Here is a 17,013-nt window from a genome sequence, read left to right on the forward strand (position 1 = left end):
CGCTGACATCAGCCGCCCAGCCGGATCGATTTCGCACCACCGATGTGCGCGCTTGCGCACTGAACGCCTCACTCCGGCGGACCCATCTTCAGCGTCTCGGGGGGCCACTCGAGCAACCAGAGACTTGAGACGGCGAGACAAGGAGACTGCACGACATGACCAGATTGAATGGAAAGACTGCCGTCATCACAGGCGGCGCCACCGGCATCGGCCGCGCCGCAGCAAAGCGATTCGTCGAGGAGGGCGCCTTCGTCTTCATCTTCGGCCGCCGCCAGGAAGCGCTCGACGCCGCTGTGGCGGACCTCGGGCCTAATGCCCGCGCGGTGAAAGGCTCAGTCTCGGATGAGGCCGCCCTCGACCGACTCTACGCTGCGGTGAAGGCCGAGCGCGGAACCCTCGACATCGTCTTCGCCAATGCCGGGGCGGGAAGCCCGCTAGCGCTCGGTAAGATCACCGCCGAGCACATTGACGAAACCTTCGACACCAATGTGAAGGGCACGATCTTCACGGTCCAGAAGGCGCTGCCGCTGATGGGCAAGGGCGGTTCGATCATCCTGACCGGGTCGAGCGCCGGCACCACGGGGGCTCCGGGGTTCACTGCCTATAGCGCGAGCAAGGCGGCAGTGCGCAACCTCGCGCGGACCTGGGCGGAGGACCTGAAGGGCACTGGCATCCGCGTAAACGTGTTGTCGCCCGGGGCAACGGCGACCGAACTCGCGAAGGAAGCGCTGGGCGAAGAGGGCCAGAAGGCCTACGGCGCGATGACTCCGCTCCAGCGCATGGCCGATCCGGCGGAGATCGGAGCCGTGGCCGCCTTCCTCGCTTCGTCGGACAGCAGCTTCATGACCGCCAGCGAGGTCGCCGTCGATGGCGGCCTGGCCCAACTCTGACCCCGGCGCGGTCCCGCGTCTGGGCAACACAAGGATAGACATCATGAAAAAACTTGAAGGCAAAGTCGCAGTCATCACGGGCGGAAGCAGCGGGATCGGGTTGGCCACCGCCAAGCGCTTCGTGGAAGAAGGTGCACAGGTCGTGATTGTTGGGCGACGCGAGAAAGTCTTACAGGAGGCCGCGGCCCTTATCGGGAGAAACGTCACAACAGTCGTAGGCGACGTCTCGCGCCTGGAAGATCTGGACCGGCTCTACGCCACCGTGAAAGAGAAACATGGTCACATCGACATTCTCTTCGCAAACGCGGGCGCCGGGACAATCGCGCCGCTCGCGGCAGCTACTGAGGCCCATTTTGACCAGACCTTCGATGTAAACGTGAAGGGGTTGTTCTTTACGGTGCAGAAGGCGCTTCCCATCTTTAGAGACGGCGGATCGATCATTCTGAACTCTTCGGTCTCGAATGTGATGGGGCTGCCAGCGTTCAGCACCTACGCAGCAAGCAAGGCGGCTGTTCGCAGCTTCTCGCGGTCTTGGACCCAGGAGCTGAAGGACCGCAATATCCGCGTCAATACGATGAGCCCTGGCGCCATCGAGACTCCCGCCTTGGCGACAACGACCGGCCTTACCGCTGAGCAAGCCGAGCAAGCGGTCGCGCAGTTTGCTTCACAGATCCCAATGGGTCGCAGGGGCAAACCAGAGGAAATCGCGGCTGCTGTGACGTTCCTCGCCTCCGATGAAAGCTCCTACATCACCGGTATAGATCTCGCCGTCGATGGTGGTTGGGCGCAGGTCTGACTCCGGCATTACACAAGATCAGGGAAACATCATGAGCTACGCAATTATCGGCTTCGGCAATATCGGCAAGGCCCTCGCCAAGGCGTTTGCCCGCAGCGGCATCGAAGTATCCGTTGCGACCACGCGCGACCCGGAAAGCTTTGCAGCCGATGCGGCCGCGATCGGGCGCACGATCATCCCCAAGAAGCTGGCGGACGCGGTCAAGGCGGACATCATCTTCTTGGCTGTCCGTTTCGAGTCGCACCCGGAGGTCGCGAAGGCGCTCGCCACCTGGCAGGGGAAGGTCATCGTCGATATGACCAATGCCTATGGCGTGCCTCCTGAAAAACTGGGGGGACAGCCTTCTTCCAGTTTCGTTGCACAGGCATTCACTGGCGCAAAACTAGTCAAGGGCTTCAACCATCTGGTCGCTGCCGTCCTTTGATCAGGATCCGGCCGTTCATGGTGGCAGGAGGGTCGTGTTCCTGGCGAGCCACGATGAAAACGCCGCAGCGGAGATTGGCGTGCTTGCGGAAAAGCTCGGTTTCGCGCCGATCAACCTTGGCCGGCTTTCGGAAGGCGGATTGCTGGTCCAGGCGCGCGGAAATAGCTGGGGGCATCTGATCTTCAAGGACTTGGTCAAGTTCGACTGAACCACACGACGTGCCAACCGCCTGGATCGGATCGGGCGCGATCCGATCCAAGCGAAATGCCCAACCGTAAAGGAGATTCCGATGTACGACCAATCCAAGCTATCCGAGTTGATCCGGTTCGCACGTGTAGATGCGGGCTCCACTGTCATTGACGTCTACCCAGGCGAGGGCGATTGGACGCGTCTGTTCTCCGACTCCGTCGGACCGGAGGGGCGGGTCTACAGCTTCGTGCCGGCCGAAGTCGCCCACTTCAAGAGCGATCCGGTCGGCCGCATGCGGACGCTTGCGGAGGAGCCTGGCCGAGAGAACGTCGAAGCCGTCTCAGCTGACCTCGTCGCGCTGCCGGAAGCCACGCAACCTGCCGATATCGTGTGGCTGCACCTGTTCTACCACGATCTCCACACCGCGCTGATCCAGGCCAGGGGCGCGACGGCGGCCCAGTTCAATCGAGTTGTCCACGAGCGGCTGAAGCCCGGTGGGTTCTACGTTATTGTCGACCACGCCGCCGCCGCAGGGACGGGCACAAGCGACGCCCAGTCGCTGCATCGGATTGAGCCTGCATCCGTCCGCGAGGAGGTGGAGGCGGCCGGCTTCGTGCTGGACGCGGAAAGCACCATACTCGCGAACAAGGATGATGCGCACTCGATCAAGGTGTTCGATCCCTCGATCAAGGGCGAGACCGATCGCTTCGCCTATCGGTTTGTGAAGATCTGACACTGAGCTATCCGCCAACGATGAGGTCGGCGACTTTGACAAGTGCGACGACCGATTGTGGGTTGGTTTCGCAACGACAGCTTACTGCAGACACCGGTTAGAACCGGATCGTAGGCTGTCGGCCCAATCTCAGCCGTTGCCGGCACAAGCCAAATGCCCAAGCGTCGCATCCAGCGGCTTAGATCCGGCGCTCAAATCAGTTTCGCCCGTTGAGGTGGCGCACCTTGCGCAGCTGCGGGAACAGCACCATCCACAGTCCGGCGACGACGACCGCGCCGACGCCGCCGACCACCACCGCCGGCACGGTGCCGATCAGTGCCGCCATGGTGCCGGCGCGGAATTCGCCCACCTCGTTGGAAGCGCCGACAAAGACCTGGTTGACGGCGTTGACGCGGCCACGCACATGGTCGGGCGTCCACAGCTGGATCAGGGTCTCCCTGATGTAAACGCTGAACATGTCGGTGGCGCCGAGGAAGGCGAGTGCTGCGATCGACAGCCAGGTGATGGTCGACAGGCCGAACAGCACGGTGAAGGCGCCGAACGACGCGGCGGCGGCCAGCATGATCATGCCCGCATGGTTGCGGAGCGGATGCCCGGCCAGCCAGATGGCGACGCAAATGGCGCCGATGCTGGGCGCCGAGCGCAGCAAGCCAAGCCCCCACGGGCCGAGCTGAAGGATATCGCGCGCATAGACCGGCAGCAGGGCCGAGGCGCCGGACAGAAGCACGGCGAACAGATCGAGCGAGATGGCGCCAAGCACGATCTTCTCGCTCCAGATGTAGCGGAAGCCGGCAAACAGGTTGTGCAGCGTCGGCTTCTCGGTCTCGGTGCGCTGCGCGGGTTTTGGGATGGTGAAGATCAGCAGCGCGGCGGCAAGCATCAGGATGGCGGCCGCGGCATAGGCCGCTTCCGCCGACACGCCGTAGAGCAGACCGCCGGCGACCGGGCCGACGATGGTCGCCGTCTGCCAGGCGGATGAGTTCCAGGCGATCGCGTTGGCGAAATCCTCCGGCGGCACCAGATTGGCGAACAGCGACGACGAAGCCGGTCCGAAAAAGGCGCGCGCCACGCCGAACAGAGCGAGCACCGCGAAGATCGGCAGCGGACTGACGAGACCGCGCAGCGTCAGGGCCAGGAGAACGAGTGCACAGCCTGCCTCAATCAGTGTCGACAGTGCCATGATCAAACGGCGGCCGAAGCGATCGGCGACGGCGCCGGTGACCAGCACCAGGAGCAACGACGGCAGGAACTGGACGATGCCGACAATGCCGAGATCGAAGGGATCGCGCGTCAGGTCGTAGACCTGCCAGCCAACTGCGACGGACACGATCATGGTGGCGAAGGTGGTGAGGAAGCGCGCCGCCCAGTAGCTGAGGAAGGCGCGGTGCCGGAAGGCGGCGTAGCGCTGGTCAGGCGATGTCTGTTCAGATGTCATGGAGATCGGCCCCGTTGGGATTGCATTGGCCGGCGGGGCACTTCCACAGATGGGCGCTGGTCCGGCCACGGGAACTTTAGCTCAGTTCGCGGCGGGGTGTGTGCTAAAATCGCCGCTGGATCAAGGGATTTTCTGCCCGCGGCCGGTGTTGGCGAGGTCTATACGCTGCTCAGCATCAGGCTGGTTTCGCTGTTGAGGATGCCATCGATAGCCCTGACTTCACGCAGCACGCGGTCGAAGTCCGAAAGGCTCGCTGCATGGATCTCGGCGATCAGGTCCCAGGTGCCGTTGGTCGTATGCAGCGAATACAGCTCCGGTATACCGCGCAGCCGCTTGATGATGGTGGTGGTGGATTTGCCGGTGACTTCGACCATCATGATGGCGCGGATGGCCTGATCGTCGACGTCCTGGCGCACGCGCACGGTAAAGCCGAGCACGGCGCCCGACGACAGCAGCCTGTCCAGCCGTGCCTGCACCGTTCCGCGCGAGATATCGAGCATGTCGGCAAGCTTTGAAATGGGCGCGCGGCCGTCCTCCCTGAGGACCGAAATCAGCCGGCGGTCGATTTCATCGAAGATGTGCATGTCAATGTTGCAAGGTTATGGTGAACATATTGCCTAGTTCCAGCATCGATTTCGAGCACTCTGCAGGTTTCTTGTAAATTTTGCCAGCCCTATGCTCTCGTCTCGTCAGAAATTCCTCTTCGAGGCGGAGCACATCGATGGTTCAATATGTCGGCACGGCAAACCTGATACGACTGGTCGATTCGATCGGGGTGGAAGCCTTCATCATCGGCTTGGCCGATTACATCGAGGCCGACTTCCGCCGCTGGGACAGTTTCGAGAAATCCGCGCGCCTGGCCAGCCACTCCGCCGCCGGCGTGATCGAACTGATGCCTGTCAGCGATGGTGATCTCTACGGGTTCAAATACGTCAACGGCCATCCCGGAAACACGCTGCACGGACTGCAGACTGTGACCGCCTTCGGCATGATGTCGGACGTGGCAACGGGCTATCCGCGGTTTCTGTCCGAAATGACCATCACCACCGCCTTGCGCACGGCCGCCACTTCGGCGTTGGCGGCCAGATATCTGGCCCGCCGCGACGCCAGGACGATGGCCATCATCGGACTTGGCGCGCAGTCGGAATTCCAGGCGCTGGCATTCAAGGCGCTGCTGGGCATACGCGACTTGCGTGTCTTCGACATCGACCCGGCGGCGACGGAAAAGTTCCGCGCCAACATCGCCGGCCGCGGCTTCGAAATCTTCTGCGCATCCTCCACAGAAGAGGCGGTGCTTGGCGCCGAAATCATCACCACGATCACCGCCGACAAGCTGTACGCGACGATCCTCTCGGACAACATGATCGGCGCCGGTGTTCATATCAACGCCGTCGGCGGCGACTGCCCCGGCAAGACCGAACTGCAGCGCGATATCCTGCTGCGCGCCGACGTCTTTGTCGAATTTCCCGAGCAGACCCGCATCGAGGGCGAAATCCAGCAGATGCCGTCGGACTACCCGGTCAATGAACTGTGGCGGGTCATCGCCGGCCACGCGTCCGGCCGATGGAGCGACCGGCAGGTGACGATCTTCGATTCGGTCGGTTTCGCCATCGAGGATTTTTCCGCGCTCCGCTTCCTCATGGACAGGGTGCAAGGCACGGATTTCTTCGTCGACATCGACCTTCTGGCGCAGCCAGCCGATCCACGCAATCTGTTCGGCCTGCTGTCGGCGCCTGCCGCCGGCGACGGGGTTTCGGCTTGCGCGGCGCAATGACCATGCGTTCCGTTTCCGCACAGGCGCCGCGCGGGGTCGTCATGATCCGCCCGCATCACTTCACCCCCAACGAGGCGACCGCCGCCGACAACGCGTTCCAGAACCGTGACGGAACGCGGACGGACGCCCTGATCAGCGCCGAGGCCTATCAGGAATCGACGCGCATGGCGGCGCGCCTCGAGGCGGCCGGCGTCACCGTCCATCTCTTTGAGGACGAGACCGACGGGCGTCCGGATTCGGTCTTCCCCAACAACTGGTTCTCGACCCATTCCGGCGGCCATATCGCGGTCTATCCGATGTTTTCGCCCAGCCGGCAGGCGGAACGGCGATGGGACATCATCGAGTTCCTCAAGCGGCATTACCGCGTCCAGGACATCATCGACTATTCCGGACTGGAGCAGGATGGTATTTTTCTCGAAGGCACCGGCGCCATGGTCCTCGACCATATCGAGCGTGTCGCTTATGCCGCCCGGTCGAACCGCACCAACGAGGTGGCGCTGGAGCGCTTCTGTACGCATTTCAACTTCGAACCGATGCTGTTCGATGCCTTCGACCGATCCGGGCGGCCGATCTACCACACCAATGTGATGATGTGCCTTGGCACCGAACTCTGCCTCATCGGTCTCGCCAGCATCATGTCGGACCGCCGGCGGGCCGAAGTGCGCGAACGGCTGGAAGCGGGCGGCCGCATAGTCGTCGACCTGACAGAAGAGCAGATCGAGGCGTTCGCGGGCAACGCGCTTGAACTGCAGGGGCGCGACGGTCGCGTGCTGGCGATCTCATCGCGGGCGATGCGGTCGCTTCGTCCCGATCAGGTCGCCGCCATCGAAAACTGCATTGCGCCCATCAGCCTCGACATTCCGACCATAGAACTCGCGGGCGGATCGGTCCGCTGCATGCTGGCGGGAATCCATCTGGCGCAGCGGTAACCCGGGCCTGCAGGAAATCTGAACGCGGCGCTCAGGAACGCAGCGCAGCGGAAATGGCGTCGAGGCCGCCGCGCAATTCGGCTTCCTTCGGCCAGCCGAAGCCGACGCGGAAGAAACTTTTCGGCATGTCGAACCAGTGGCCGGGTCCGACATAGGTGCCCTGGTTCTCCAGCAGGTTCACATAGAAGCGGTCGAGGTCGAAACCGGGATTGACCTTGAGCCTGGGGAAGCCGACGACGCCGCCTTCCGGCCGCACCCAGTCGACCAGCGGTTCGCGGTCGATCCAGGCCTGGACGATGTCGCGTCGCCTGGCCATTTCAGGCAGCAGCGCCGCGAGGAAAATGTCGCGACGTTCAAGCATGCCGCGCGCAATGCCTTCGTCGATGACGCTGCCGCAGATGCCGATCTGCTCCTTGGCGGCGAGGAACTTTTCCTGAAGTGCTACGTCGCGGGTGACCAGCCAGCCGATGCGGATGCCGGGAATGCCAAAAGCTTTCGACAGCGACGAGACGCTGATCGCGCGCGGGCTCAGCGAGGCGGCGGTCGGCAGGCGCGTTCCATAGGAAAGGTCGCGATAGGTTTCGTCGACCAGCAGATGGCAGCCGCTAGCCTCGGCCAGCGCCACCAGCGCGTCGAGATCGGCCTGGCGCATCATCGTGCCGGTCGGGTTGTGCGGACAGGTGACGCTGATCAGCTTTGTATTCGGCCGCATGGCCGCTGTGACGCTGCCGACATCGATGGCAAAACCCTCGTCGAAATTCAGATCGACATAGGAGATGGCGCAGCCGATCGCCTTTGGCGTCTCGATGTTGGTGGCGTAGTTGGGCCTGATGACGACGAGGTGGTCGCGCTCGGACAGAAGCGAGGTCGAGATGATGAACAGCGCGCCCGCCGCACCGGCGGTGACCAGCACATCGTCAGGCGAGATGCCTTCGTCCTGCGCCGCGATCAGGGCGCGCAATTCCTTGTCGCCGCGATGCTCGCCATAGAACAGCGTCAGATCGGGCAGCGACAGGCCGATGTCGGAAAGTTTTTGGTCGCCGATCGAGCTTTCGGAGAGGTTGTAGCGGATACGGTCGTAGCCGTACTCCTCCGGCGCCTCTTTCTCGATCACCATCCTGGCGTAGTTCATGGCGGCACTCCCCCGACATCTGCCGTCGAGGGACCGCCGGCAGAACCACCAGCCTGCTTAGCGAGGATTCTGCTGCCAGCCTAGGCCTTAGCCTTCCTGGCCTGACGCTTGACGGGCGCTGGTTCGGCGGCCTTGCGGCCAAGACCGATCGACTTGGCCAGCGCCGAGCGCGAAGCCGCATAATTGGGGGCGACCATCGGATAGTCGGACGGCAGGCTCCATTTGGTGCGATAGGCCTCCGGCGTCAGTCCGAAATGCACGCCGAGATGACGCTTCAGGGATTTGAACCGTTTGCCGTCTTCGAGGCAGATGATGTAGTCCGGGGTCACCGACTTCTTCGGATTGACCGCGGGGACGAGCGGCGCGGCGACCGGGGTCACCGGTTGTCCGAGCCCGCTGATCGAGGCGCTGACGCTGGCGATAAGGTCGCTCAGGCCGGAAGCTGGCAAGCGGTTCTTCTCGACATAGGCGGACACGATGTGAGCCGTCAGTTCTAGCAGGTCGTCTTTGCTGGTGTTGTTGCTATCGTCGGACAATCTATTTTCTCCATCGGCGGGGGTGGCGGAATTCCTAGTCGGCAAATCTGCACAACGCAATGATTTCGCGCTAAATCACACGTTATTTTGAACGACTATACTAAACTGGACTAATATCAGACGATAAGCGCCTTGTCGCGCCACAGGCGAAAGCCGCCTTCGAAGGCGCGCGTGTTGTCGCCGCGCCTGCTGTCCTCAGGCAATTCGTCGAGTTTGTCGACATTGCCGCCGCCAATGACCACGTAGTCCGGCTGCATGGCGGCGCGAAGCCGATCGACGACGTCGAAGACGTATTTGTGCCACTTCTTCTTGCCGCGCTTTTCAAGGCCGCGTTCGCCGACATAGTCCTCGAAGCTTTTCCCCTTTTTGTAGGGAAGGTGCGCCAGCTCCATCGGCTGGGCGACGTTGTCGACGATCATCGCGGCGCCGAGGCCGGTGCCCAGGCCGAGGAACAGCATGCGTCCGCCTTCATAGCTGCCGATCGCCTGCATCAGCGCGTCATTGACCACTTTTACGGGTTTGCCGAAGGCGGCGGCGAAATCATAGCCGGCCCAGCCCTTGCCGAGATTGGCCGGGTCGATCATCGGCCGGTTGTGGGTCACCGGGCCGGGGTAACCCATCGAGATGACGTCGTAGGGCAGGCCCTCGGCCAATGTCTTCACCGTCGCGATCATCTGCTGCGGCGTCAGTCCCGGTCCGGAATCGGCCCGGCGTTCCTCGCCGCCGGCGCTGGTCAGGATCTTGACGTGCGAGCCGCCAATATCGATCGCCAGCACGACCGGCTCCGTGCCTGCTGCCGGTTGTTTCACCGCTTTGGCCATTGCTTCACCTCCTAGAGCCTGTTCCATCCCGATGGAATCGGAATGGGGCTCTATCTTTTTGTTTAAGCATGATCTTTTCCGAAAACCGGGTCCCACTTTTCGGGATCATGCTCTGGATTACTTTACCGGATCGATCCAACCATTGGGCGGCCCGAACCCGGCCATCACATCGGCCGGTCCCCATGTCCTGGGCTCATAGATATGCGGTGGTGTGGTGTCGCCGAGCACCGGGCCGACGATGCGCCAGGCGAGTTCGCTGGCATCCTGGCGGGTGAACAATTGGCCGTTGCCGTTCATGGCGTCGCCGATCAGCCGCTCATAGGGCGGCATGTCACTCTTCGAGTCGTCGAGCGCCGTCAGTTCCACCTGCTCGCCAACCATGTCGTCGCCGGGCGCCTTGCGCTGGGCGCCGATGGCGATCACCACCTGCGGATCGATGCGGAAGCGGACGTAGTTCTGGTCGGTGGGCTTGATCGGATCGAAGACGTCGAGGGGCGGCCGCTTCAGCCGCACCACCACTTCGGTGACATGCACCGGCATGTTCTTGCCGGCGCGGATGAAGAAGGGCACGTCCTGCCAGCGCCAGGTGTCGACGAAGAAGCGGACAGCCGCAAAAGTCTCGACCGGCGAATTCGGCGCCACGCCGGGCTCGGCCAGATAGCCGTTGAACTGGCCGCGCACGACATCGTCTTTGGTCAGCGTGCGGATGGCCCTGAGCACCTGCACCTTCTCGTCGATCAGGTCGTCGGCGGAGCGGCCGACCGGCGGTTCCATGGCGAGCAACAGCAGGATGTTGAGCAGATGGTTTTCGATGACGTCCCGGATAGCGCCGACATCGTCATAGAAGCGGCCACGACCCTCGACGCCGAAATCCTCGGCCATGGTGATCTGGACGCTTTCGACGAAATTGCGGTTCCAGATCGGCTCGAGGAAGGAATTGGCGAAGCGGAAATAGAGCAGGTTCTGGATCGCTTCCTTGCCGAGATAGTGGTCGATGCGGAAGATCGATTGTTCGTCGAAGACCAGATGCAGCACCCGGTTCAGCCAGCGCGCCGATTGCAGATCGTGGCCGAACGGCTTTTCCACCATCAGCCGCGCGCCATGCGCGGTGCCCGACTGCTCCAGCCCCTGGACGACGGTCTCGAACATGGTCGGCGGCACCGCCATGTAGTGCAGCGGCCGCTGGGCCGCGCCAAGCGCGTTTTTCAGTTTTTCGAACGTGGCGCCGTTGCGGTAATCGCCGCTGACATAGCGCAGCTGCGAGGCCAGCTTGGCGAAGACCGCGTCATCGATGCTGCCAAGTGCTGCGATGATGCCGTCGCGGGCGCGCGCCTGCAGCTGGCCGAGGTCCCAGGGATCGAAGGCAACGCCGATCACCGGCTCGCTCAGCGTCCCCTTGGCGACCATCTGGTAAAGTGCCGGAAAGATCTTCTTGTGGGCGAGATCGCCGGTGGCGCCGAAAAGCACCAGTGTGTCGGAGCGTTCCTGGCTCATGAGCGTGCCTCCCTCGCCACCGTCACGAGCCGGCCTTCGGTTTCTCGACATGGCCGCCGAAGGCGTAGCGCATGGCGGACAGGAGCTTGTCGGAGAATTCGGATTCGCCTTGCGAGGAGAAACGGTCGAACAGCGCCGAGGACAGCACCGGCGCCGGCACCCCGGTGTCGATCGCCGCCTTCAGCGTCCAGCGGCCTTCGCCGGAATCCGAGACCCGGCCACCGAATTGCGCCAGCGCCGGGTCGCTCTTCAGTGCGCCTGCGGTCAGGTCGAGCAACCAGGAACCGATGACGCTGCCATGTCGCCAGACCTCGGCGACCTGGGGAAGGTCGATGTCGAATTGATAGTATTTCGGGTTCTCCAGCGGGCTGGTTTCGGCGTCGGCCGTGCGCTGCCTTTTGCCGGCATTGGCCGACTTCAGGATGTTCATGCCTTCGGCATAGGCGGCCATGACGCCATATTCGATGCCGTTGTGGACCATCTTGACGAAATGGCCGGCGCCGCTCGGTCCGCAATGCAGATAGCCGAACGGCGCGGTTCCGGCGGCCTTGTCGGGAGCCGGCGCACCGGCATCGAGGCCCGGCGCCAGCGTGGCAAAGATCGGATCGAGATGGCGCACCGCCTCGTCGGGACCGCCGATCATCAGGCAGTAGCCGCGCTCTAGCCCCCAGACGCCGCCGCTGGTGCCGACATCGACATAGTTCAGGCCCTTGGCCGCCAGCTCAGCCGCCTGGTCGACGGCGTCGTGGTAGTAGGAATTGCCGCCATCGATGATGATGTCGCCGGGTTCCATCAGCGCTGCCACCTGGTCGGCGATCCTGCCGGTGATCGCCGCCGGCAGCATCAGCCAGGCGCTGCGCGGCTTGGACAGCTTGCCGACGAATTCCTCCATCGAGGCAGCACCGATGGCGCCATCCTTGACCAGTGCGGCGACGCTTGCCGCGTTGATGTCATAGACGACGCATTCATGGCCATCGCGCATCAGGCGGCGCACCATGTTGGCGCCCATCCTGCCCAGTCCCATCATTCCGATCTGCATGGTCTCGTCCTGGTTTCTTGAGGAATCGAAGCTTTACGGGCTGTCCGGCGCGTCTATGCCGACGGAAAAGTCGACACTCTCCCAACGGCCGGTATCGGGCCAGAAAAAAGTGAAGACAATGGTCTCGCGCGGCGGAATACCGCCAACAGGCAGATCCACCAGATGGATGCCAAAGGTATTCTCCGCGGTCTTGCTGTCTTGCACAGTCAGCCATTTGTCGCTTGTCCAGTGGACCACGCCGCGCGCCGGAAGCTCCACGCGCAATAGCTTGCCGGCGGGGATGGTGCGCGGCTTGTTGTTGAAGCGCCATGTCCGCAGCGGCGACACGGTCTTGTCCCTGATGTAGCGCTTGACGCCTTGCGGCGGCATGTCGAAGACCGCGCCGTCGCTGAGCGAGCGCAACAGCTTGATGTGCTCCGAATGCGCCCAGACCAGCGGCATGGCGCTGCCCGATGGCCCGCCGTGGCGGAATTCGCGCTCCGGCATATCGGGACCATCCCAGACCTGCTCCGGCAGCAGGCCGCTGACCCCGGCGGAGGCCTCGAATGTCTCGAGCAGGTCCGCTGCCTGGTCCTTGCGCCCCGCCGCCAGCTCGTAGTGGGCGCGTTCGCCGACCAGCAACGGCCACGGCCGGCCTATGCCGGTTCCGTCGAAAGGCGCGCCGTCGGCATGCTCGCCGTAGCCGTCACCGGTATAGCGATACCAGAGCGGCCCTCGCGGCAGATCGATGCGCAATTGCGCGTCGATGACCCTGAGCGTGTCAACGATGCGGGGGTCGTCGGCTGCCCTGAGACCGAAGCGGACAAGCGCCAGTGCATCCGGGCTGATGATGGCTTCGGCAGGCCGGTCTGTGTCGCCGGGCGGGCGGTTCTTGATGGGCACAAAGCCGTCCTTCGGCGACGCCGCGCCGGCATCGTCGGGCGGTGCGATGCGGACATAGTAGCCGCTGACGCCATGCTCGGCGCACAAATCCGTACCGCTGACATAGGTCCAGCGCTCGATCTGGTCGTTCCAGCTGTCGGCGGTTTCACGCAGATAATTAGCCGGCTCTGCTTTTCCGCAAGCCTCGAACATATCGGCGGCGGCGAGCAATGCGGCGATCTCGACTGCCAGCGTGAACGGGCTATAGCCGGCGTCCTCTTCCCAGCGGTCCTCGCCGGTGACCGGACCGTTGCGGACGACGTAGGAGGCCGCCTTCTCGATCATCGGCATGAAGGAAGTCAGCGCGGCCGGCGGCAAGTGGCCGGCGCGGCGCAGCGCGTCGGCGAGCAGCAGCGGGAAGGCGCATTCGTCCATCTGGATGCCTGGCCAATAGGGTGAGCCGTCGAGCCAGACGTTCTGCGGCCAATGGCCGTCCGGCTGCTGGATGGAGCGGAGATAGGCGAGGGTCTGCAACGCCGCCTCGGCGTCGCCGGCTGCCAGGAAACCGCCCGCGGTTTCCACCAGATCGCGCGGCCAGACCAGATGATAGCCGCCGAGATCGTCGTCACCCTTGCTGAAGCCCCACGGGATGGACAAGCTGGCGACGGCCGCGCCGGGCTTGGCGAGAGACCGGTGCGTTGCCAGAACCGCCGTGCTGACGCGATAGGTGTTGAGGCCGGTTTGGTCATGGCGGTCGAGCGGCAGCAGGCCGGCCTGCCATTTGCGCCACGTCTCGACATAGGCCATGGCGGCAGGCTCAAACCCTTGGCCAAGGCTGGCTGCGGCATGGTCCGCCGCCTCTTGCGGGGTGGCGCCGAAGCCAAGCGCCAGCAAGGCTTTCGGATTTGCGGGGGAAAAGCCGATCTCGCCGGTCAGCGCGACATTGCCGTCCTCGGCTCTTTGCCAAGCCGGATCGAGACGGCCGCTGTGGTTGAGTTGCTGCCAGCCGTCGGAGACACCGACATAGCCGGCCGAGCAGTCTCCCCAGGGCAGCGACGAGGCGAGCGCCAGGCAGACGCCGCGACCCGATGCAAACAGCATCGTTTTTCCATGATGGTCGTCGATCCAGGCAGTGTTGCCCATGCCGGCATTGACGAGATGCGGCGCCAGAAGTGCGTAGACGCGGTGGCCCGCGCCCTTGAGCGGCGTGAAGGTGATCTCCTGCAGCAAAACGGGGCGTTTCGGATCCGTAACGATGCGCTTTTCGATCCGCCAGGCGCCGTCGGCCGCGGTGTTCACCAGCCGGTAGGCCGGCACGCCGTCCTCGAACGGTTCGACCTGGTGTTCGGCGTCGCGCTTTTCCTCGGAGAAATAGCCGCCAGCGCCGGTCACCAGCAGCCCCATGTCGCGCGTGCAGGCGCTGTCGAGGCGCGGATAGTAGACTTCGTTGAGAATGCCGTGGCTGAGTGTGAACCAGACGCGGCTGGCCGGTGAAAGGGCGGCGCCAACGCCGCTCTTGGCGCTCGACGTCCAGCGCGCTGGGATTCCGGGTGCGCCCGGCGCAACTGTCGGCGTCACTGCCATTTTTGCTTTGGTCTCCAGCTTACTCCCTAGACCAGGACGCGAACCCTTTTCAATTGATGCACCGCAAGTTGATCGACCGCCGCGACGGAGGCGTCGTTGACAGCGCCGGTCACAGGTGCCCACTATTCCGGCCGCAGGGGAGGCCTGACGAAATTCGGGGATTGGCGGCGCGAGAAGCGTCGCGGCTCGCATAGCGTAGTTTGTTCAGGTGTCATGGGAGGGTCTCAAAACGATGTCGGATGTATCTCCCATGCTGATCGACCGGCTGCTGGCCATTTCGCAGGCGCTGGCCGGCCATATCGACCCGGGCTCGGCATTTCGCGCAACCGCCATCGAGATCGGCACGCTCATTCCGCACGATCACGTCGATCTGGCGGTGCTGTCGCAGGATGGGCGCAAGCATGCCTGCTACGAGGCCGGCTTCCACACCAGCTGGAGCGAGCTGGCGCAGCATCCGTTGCCGACCGAGGTCAGCCCGATACGCTCGATCCTGTGGGGCGAGGTGCCCTATCTGCTTTCCGACGACGCGCTGTGCGACCAGCGCTTCCATTTCGACAAAGCGATCGACGGGCCGATCTTCGCCGCCAGGCTGCGCAGCCGCATCGTCGTGCCGCTCAAGGCGCGGGGCGGCATCATTGGCGCCCTCAATATCAGCCGGCATGAGGTCGGCTGCTACACGCTTGCCGATGTCGCGGTGGCCCAGCAATGCGCCGATCTGATCGCGCCCTATATCTTTGCGCTGATCCAGACCGAGGAGGCGCGCCGCGCCATGCTCGCCGAAAGCGAAGCGCACAACCGGGTCGAGCTGCTCAGGGTCGGCGCCTCGCAACTGACCGAAGGCATGGAGCGGGAACGTCGCCGCATGGCCATGGACCTGCATGACCAGACGCTTGGCGACCTTGCCCGGATCGCGCGCCAGGTCTCGGCGTTTCGCAGCCAGGGCGTGGCGCGGGCGGCGCAGCTTGCCGATCTCGAACAGGAGGTCGTCGGCTGCCTCACCGAATTGCGCCACATCGTCGACGACATGCGGCCGAGCGTGCTCGAGCTGTTCGGCCTGCGCGATGCCGTCGAAGCGCATCTCAACCGCAGCGTCGCCAGGGCCAAGCCGCCGATTGCCGTGCGCATCGCCGACACCAGCGCCGGCAGCGCCGACAGCCTGTCGGAGCCGATGCGCACGGCGCTATACCGGATCGTCCAGGAAGCCATCAACAATGCGGTTCGTCACGCCGCGCCGCACCGCATCGACGTGCTGCTGGATGCCACCGAGACTGTGCTGCGCGTCGTCGTCACCGATGACGGCCAGGGCTGTGGCACGGTCGATCCGGCCGCGCATGGCGGCATCGGCCATATGCATACAAGGGCAGCGCTTATCGGCGCGCGCCTGCGCATCGGCCGGGCGAACCGGAAGAGCAGCGGGACGCGGGTGGTCATCGAGATCGACCGCCAGCCCTTGCAAGGCAAGGCGGCCATGCCGCCTGCTGTAGCGGCTGAACACCGCGTTGTGTCGGAGGCACTATGATGCTGGTCATGATCGCCGAGAATGACGGGCTGCACCGCACATTCGCGCGGCAAACCGTCGAGCAATTATGGCCCGGCGACGTCGAGGTGATCGAGGCCGGCGACGGCGAGGACGCCATCAATCTGGCGGCCGAGCGCCAGCCGGCGCATGTCGTGCTCGACCTGCAACTGCCCAAGGCGACGGGGATCGAGGTCGCCCGCTCGATCTGGAGCCGCTCTGCCGGCACGCATATCCTGTTCTGGTCGAATTTTGCCGACGAAGCCTATGTCCGAGGGGTGGCGCGCATCGTGCCGCCCGGTTCGGTCTATGGCTATGTGCTGAAATCGGCGACGGAAGAGGGCATGCGCTCGGCCTTGCGCGGCGTTTTCCGCGAAGGCCACTGTATCATTGACCGCGAGATCCGCGGCATCCAGCACCGCGTCCAGGATCGCTTTGAAGGCATCACCGATGGCGAGTATGAAAGCCTGATCGATATCGCGCTCGGCCTCACCGACCGGGCCATTGCGTCGCGTCGGGGGCTGTCGATCCGCGGCGCGCAGAGCCGCATCAAGCATGTCTACGAAAAGCTTGGCATCGTGCCGGTCGAGGACGGTGCCAGCGATGCCTCGGTCTTCAACTCGCGCACGCGGGCGATCTATCTCGCCATGGCGAGGGGGCTGATCAATGTCGATGCGTTGCGCCGCGAACAGGACCGCCTCGACGCCTGGCTGGCCAACGCGGCGCCGCCGCAGGGCCATTGATCCCGTAGAAAATCATCGGATCTGGCTGTGACTGTGCAAACACACAGTCGTTGCCGCGGGTAGGCCGGTATCGCTCCTGCGGAGCGACGACTAACCTCACCCCAACAACAAGAAGAT

General features: G+C 63.8%; 15 protein-coding genes and 1 pseudogene. 8 read left to right on the forward strand and 8 right to left on the reverse strand.

From position 1 onward, the window contains the following. The first annotated feature begins 155 nt into the window (after positions 1 to 155). From AC1D0N_RS25660 to AC1D0N_RS25675, 4 genes and pseudogenes are all read left to right on the forward strand, one after another. Positions 156 to 890: an SDR family NAD(P)-dependent oxidoreductase gene (locus tag AC1D0N_RS25660; protein WP_477248771.1), complete on the forward strand. Its 735-nt coding sequence runs from the start codon at positions 156 to 158 to the stop codon at positions 888 to 890. 43 nt (positions 891 to 933) lie between these two features. Next, positions 934 to 1,686 carry an SDR family NAD(P)-dependent oxidoreductase gene (locus AC1D0N_RS25665; protein ID WP_477248772.1) on the forward strand — a complete coding sequence of 251 codons (753 nt, stop codon included), beginning with the start codon at positions 934 to 936 and terminating at the stop codon, positions 1,684 to 1,686. A 31-nt stretch (positions 1,687 to 1,717) separates the two neighbouring features. Continuing rightward, a pseudogene (locus AC1D0N_RS25670) lies at positions 1,718 to 2,318 on the forward strand (NADPH-dependent F420 reductase). An 81-nt stretch (positions 2,319 to 2,399) separates the two neighbouring features. After that, positions 2,400 to 3,032 carry a class I SAM-dependent methyltransferase gene (locus tag AC1D0N_RS25675; protein ID WP_477248773.1) on the forward strand — a complete coding sequence of 211 codons (633 nt, stop codon included), beginning with the start codon at positions 2,400 to 2,402 and terminating at the stop codon, positions 3,030 to 3,032. A gap of 196 nt (positions 3,033 to 3,228) precedes the next feature. Here the strand turns inward: AC1D0N_RS25675 and AC1D0N_RS25680 are convergent, their stop codons facing one another. Together AC1D0N_RS25680 and AC1D0N_RS25685 are read right to left on the reverse strand one after the other, a co-directional pair. Next, positions 3,229 to 4,467, reverse strand: a complete 1,239-nt coding sequence (locus AC1D0N_RS25680; protein ID WP_477248774.1) for an MFS transporter — start codon at positions 4,465 to 4,467, stop codon at positions 3,229 to 3,231. Positions 4,468 to 4,625: 158 nt separating this feature from the next. Then, positions 4,626 to 5,051: an Lrp/AsnC family transcriptional regulator gene (locus tag AC1D0N_RS25685; RefSeq protein WP_477248775.1), complete on the reverse strand. Its 426-nt coding sequence runs from the start codon at positions 5,049 to 5,051 to the stop codon at positions 4,626 to 4,628. 137 nt (positions 5,052 to 5,188) lie between these two features. Here AC1D0N_RS25685 and AC1D0N_RS25690 point away from each other — a divergent pair, with 137 nt between their 5' ends. Together AC1D0N_RS25690 and ctlX are read left to right on the forward strand one after the other, a co-directional pair. Further along, positions 5,189 to 6,241 carry an ornithine cyclodeaminase gene (locus AC1D0N_RS25690; RefSeq protein ID WP_477248776.1) on the forward strand — a complete coding sequence of 351 codons (1,053 nt, stop codon included), beginning with the start codon at positions 5,189 to 5,191 and terminating at the stop codon, positions 6,239 to 6,241. A 2-nt stretch (positions 6,242 to 6,243) separates the two neighbouring features. Beyond that, the gene (gene ctlX / locus AC1D0N_RS25695) at positions 6,244 to 7,170 is read left to right on the forward strand and encodes a citrulline utilization hydrolase CtlX (RefSeq protein WP_477248777.1); all 927 of its coding nucleotides are present in this window, start codon (positions 6,244 to 6,246) and stop codon (positions 7,168 to 7,170) included. Positions 7,171 to 7,201: 31 nt separating this feature from the next. On the opposite strand, the gene AC1D0N_RS25700 is transcribed toward ctlX, so the two are convergent. The 6 genes from AC1D0N_RS25700 to AC1D0N_RS25725 all read right to left on the reverse strand — a co-directional run bounded on the left by AC1D0N_RS25700 (position 7,202) and on the right by AC1D0N_RS25725 (position 14,637). Next, positions 7,202 to 8,302 (reverse strand): aminotransferase class I/II-fold pyridoxal phosphate-dependent enzyme, encoded by a 1,101-nt coding sequence (locus AC1D0N_RS25700; RefSeq protein WP_477248778.1) that lies wholly within the window; start codon positions 8,300 to 8,302, stop codon positions 7,202 to 7,204. An 80-nt stretch (positions 8,303 to 8,382) separates the two neighbouring features. Continuing rightward, positions 8,383 to 8,838 (reverse strand): Ros/MucR family transcriptional regulator, encoded by a 456-nt coding sequence (locus AC1D0N_RS25705; protein WP_477248779.1) that lies wholly within the window; start codon positions 8,836 to 8,838, stop codon positions 8,383 to 8,385. Between the two features lie 116 nt (positions 8,839 to 8,954). Then, positions 8,955 to 9,659, reverse strand: coding sequence for an ROK family protein (locus AC1D0N_RS25710; protein WP_477248780.1), 705 nt, complete (start codon positions 9,657 to 9,659; stop codon positions 8,955 to 8,957). A gap of 117 nt (positions 9,660 to 9,776) precedes the next feature. Beyond that, positions 9,777 to 11,153 carry a glucose-6-phosphate dehydrogenase gene (gene zwf / locus AC1D0N_RS25715; RefSeq protein ID WP_477248781.1) on the reverse strand — a complete coding sequence of 459 codons (1,377 nt, stop codon included), beginning with the start codon at positions 11,151 to 11,153 and terminating at the stop codon, positions 9,777 to 9,779. Between the two features lie 22 nt (positions 11,154 to 11,175). After that, a complete protein-coding gene (gene gnd, locus AC1D0N_RS25720; protein WP_477248782.1) occupies positions 11,176 to 12,192 on the reverse strand; it encodes a phosphogluconate dehydrogenase (NAD(+)-dependent, decarboxylating) in 1,017 nt (338 codons plus the stop codon). Between the two features lie 33 nt (positions 12,193 to 12,225). Continuing rightward, positions 12,226 to 14,637, reverse strand: a complete 2,412-nt coding sequence (locus AC1D0N_RS25725) for a glucan 1,4-alpha-glucosidase (protein WP_477248783.1) — start codon at positions 14,635 to 14,637, stop codon at positions 12,226 to 12,228. Between the two features lie 232 nt (positions 14,638 to 14,869). Here AC1D0N_RS25725 and AC1D0N_RS25730 point away from each other — a divergent pair, with 232 nt between their 5' ends. Further along, entirely contained in the window at positions 14,870 to 16,156 is a 1,287-nt protein-coding gene (locus AC1D0N_RS25730; RefSeq protein ID WP_477248784.1) for a sensor histidine kinase, read from the forward strand. Then, complete coding sequence (locus AC1D0N_RS25735) at positions 16,156 to 16,896, forward strand: response regulator transcription factor (RefSeq protein WP_477248785.1); 741 nt, start codon at positions 16,156 to 16,158, stop codon at positions 16,894 to 16,896. Before AC1D0N_RS25730 ends, AC1D0N_RS25735 begins: the two co-directional genes overlap by 1 nt. Positions 16,897 to 17,013 lie beyond the last annotated feature (117 nt).

The sequence above is a fragment of the Mesorhizobium sp. P2_E10 genome, from assembly GCF_056404235.1.

Excerpts from the sequence above, each read along its gene's own strand:
- AC1D0N_RS25725 (WP_477248783.1), bottom strand. The coding sequence starts at position 14,637 with ATGGCAGTGACGCCGACAGTTGCGCCGGGCGCACCCGGAATCCCAGCG.
- AC1D0N_RS25690 (WP_477248776.1), top strand. The coding sequence starts at position 5,189 with ATGGTTCAATATGTCGGCACGGCAAACCTGATACGACTGGTCGATTCG.
- zwf (WP_477248781.1), bottom strand. The coding sequence starts at position 11,153 with ATGAGCCAGGAACGCTCCGACACACTGGTGCTTTTCGGCGCCACCGGC.
- AC1D0N_RS25735 (WP_477248785.1), top strand. The coding sequence starts at position 16,156 with ATGCTGGTCATGATCGCCGAGAATGACGGGCTGCACCGCACATTCGCG.
- ctlX (WP_477248777.1), top strand. The coding sequence starts at position 6,244 with ATGCGTTCCGTTTCCGCACAGGCGCCGCGCGGGGTCGTCATGATCCGC.
- AC1D0N_RS25665 (WP_477248772.1), top strand. The coding sequence starts at position 934 with ATGAAAAAACTTGAAGGCAAAGTCGCAGTCATCACGGGCGGAAGCAGC.
- AC1D0N_RS25685 (WP_477248775.1), bottom strand. The coding sequence starts at position 5,051 with ATGCACATCTTCGATGAAATCGACCGCCGGCTGATTTCGGTCCTCAGG.
- AC1D0N_RS25675 (WP_477248773.1), top strand. The coding sequence starts at position 2,400 with ATGTACGACCAATCCAAGCTATCCGAGTTGATCCGGTTCGCACGTGTA.
- AC1D0N_RS25730 (WP_477248784.1), top strand. The coding sequence starts at position 14,870 with ATGTCGGATGTATCTCCCATGCTGATCGACCGGCTGCTGGCCATTTCG.
- AC1D0N_RS25680 (WP_477248774.1), bottom strand. The coding sequence starts at position 4,467 with ATGACATCTGAACAGACATCGCCTGACCAGCGCTACGCCGCCTTCCGG.
- gnd (WP_477248782.1), bottom strand. The coding sequence starts at position 12,192 with ATGCAGATCGGAATGATGGGACTGGGCAGGATGGGCGCCAACATGGTG.
- AC1D0N_RS25660 (WP_477248771.1), top strand. The coding sequence starts at position 156 with ATGACCAGATTGAATGGAAAGACTGCCGTCATCACAGGCGGCGCCACC.
- AC1D0N_RS25710 (WP_477248780.1), bottom strand. The coding sequence starts at position 9,659 with ATGGCCAAAGCGGTGAAACAACCGGCAGCAGGCACGGAGCCGGTCGTG.
- AC1D0N_RS25700 (WP_477248778.1), bottom strand. The coding sequence starts at position 8,302 with ATGAACTACGCCAGGATGGTGATCGAGAAAGAGGCGCCGGAGGAGTAC.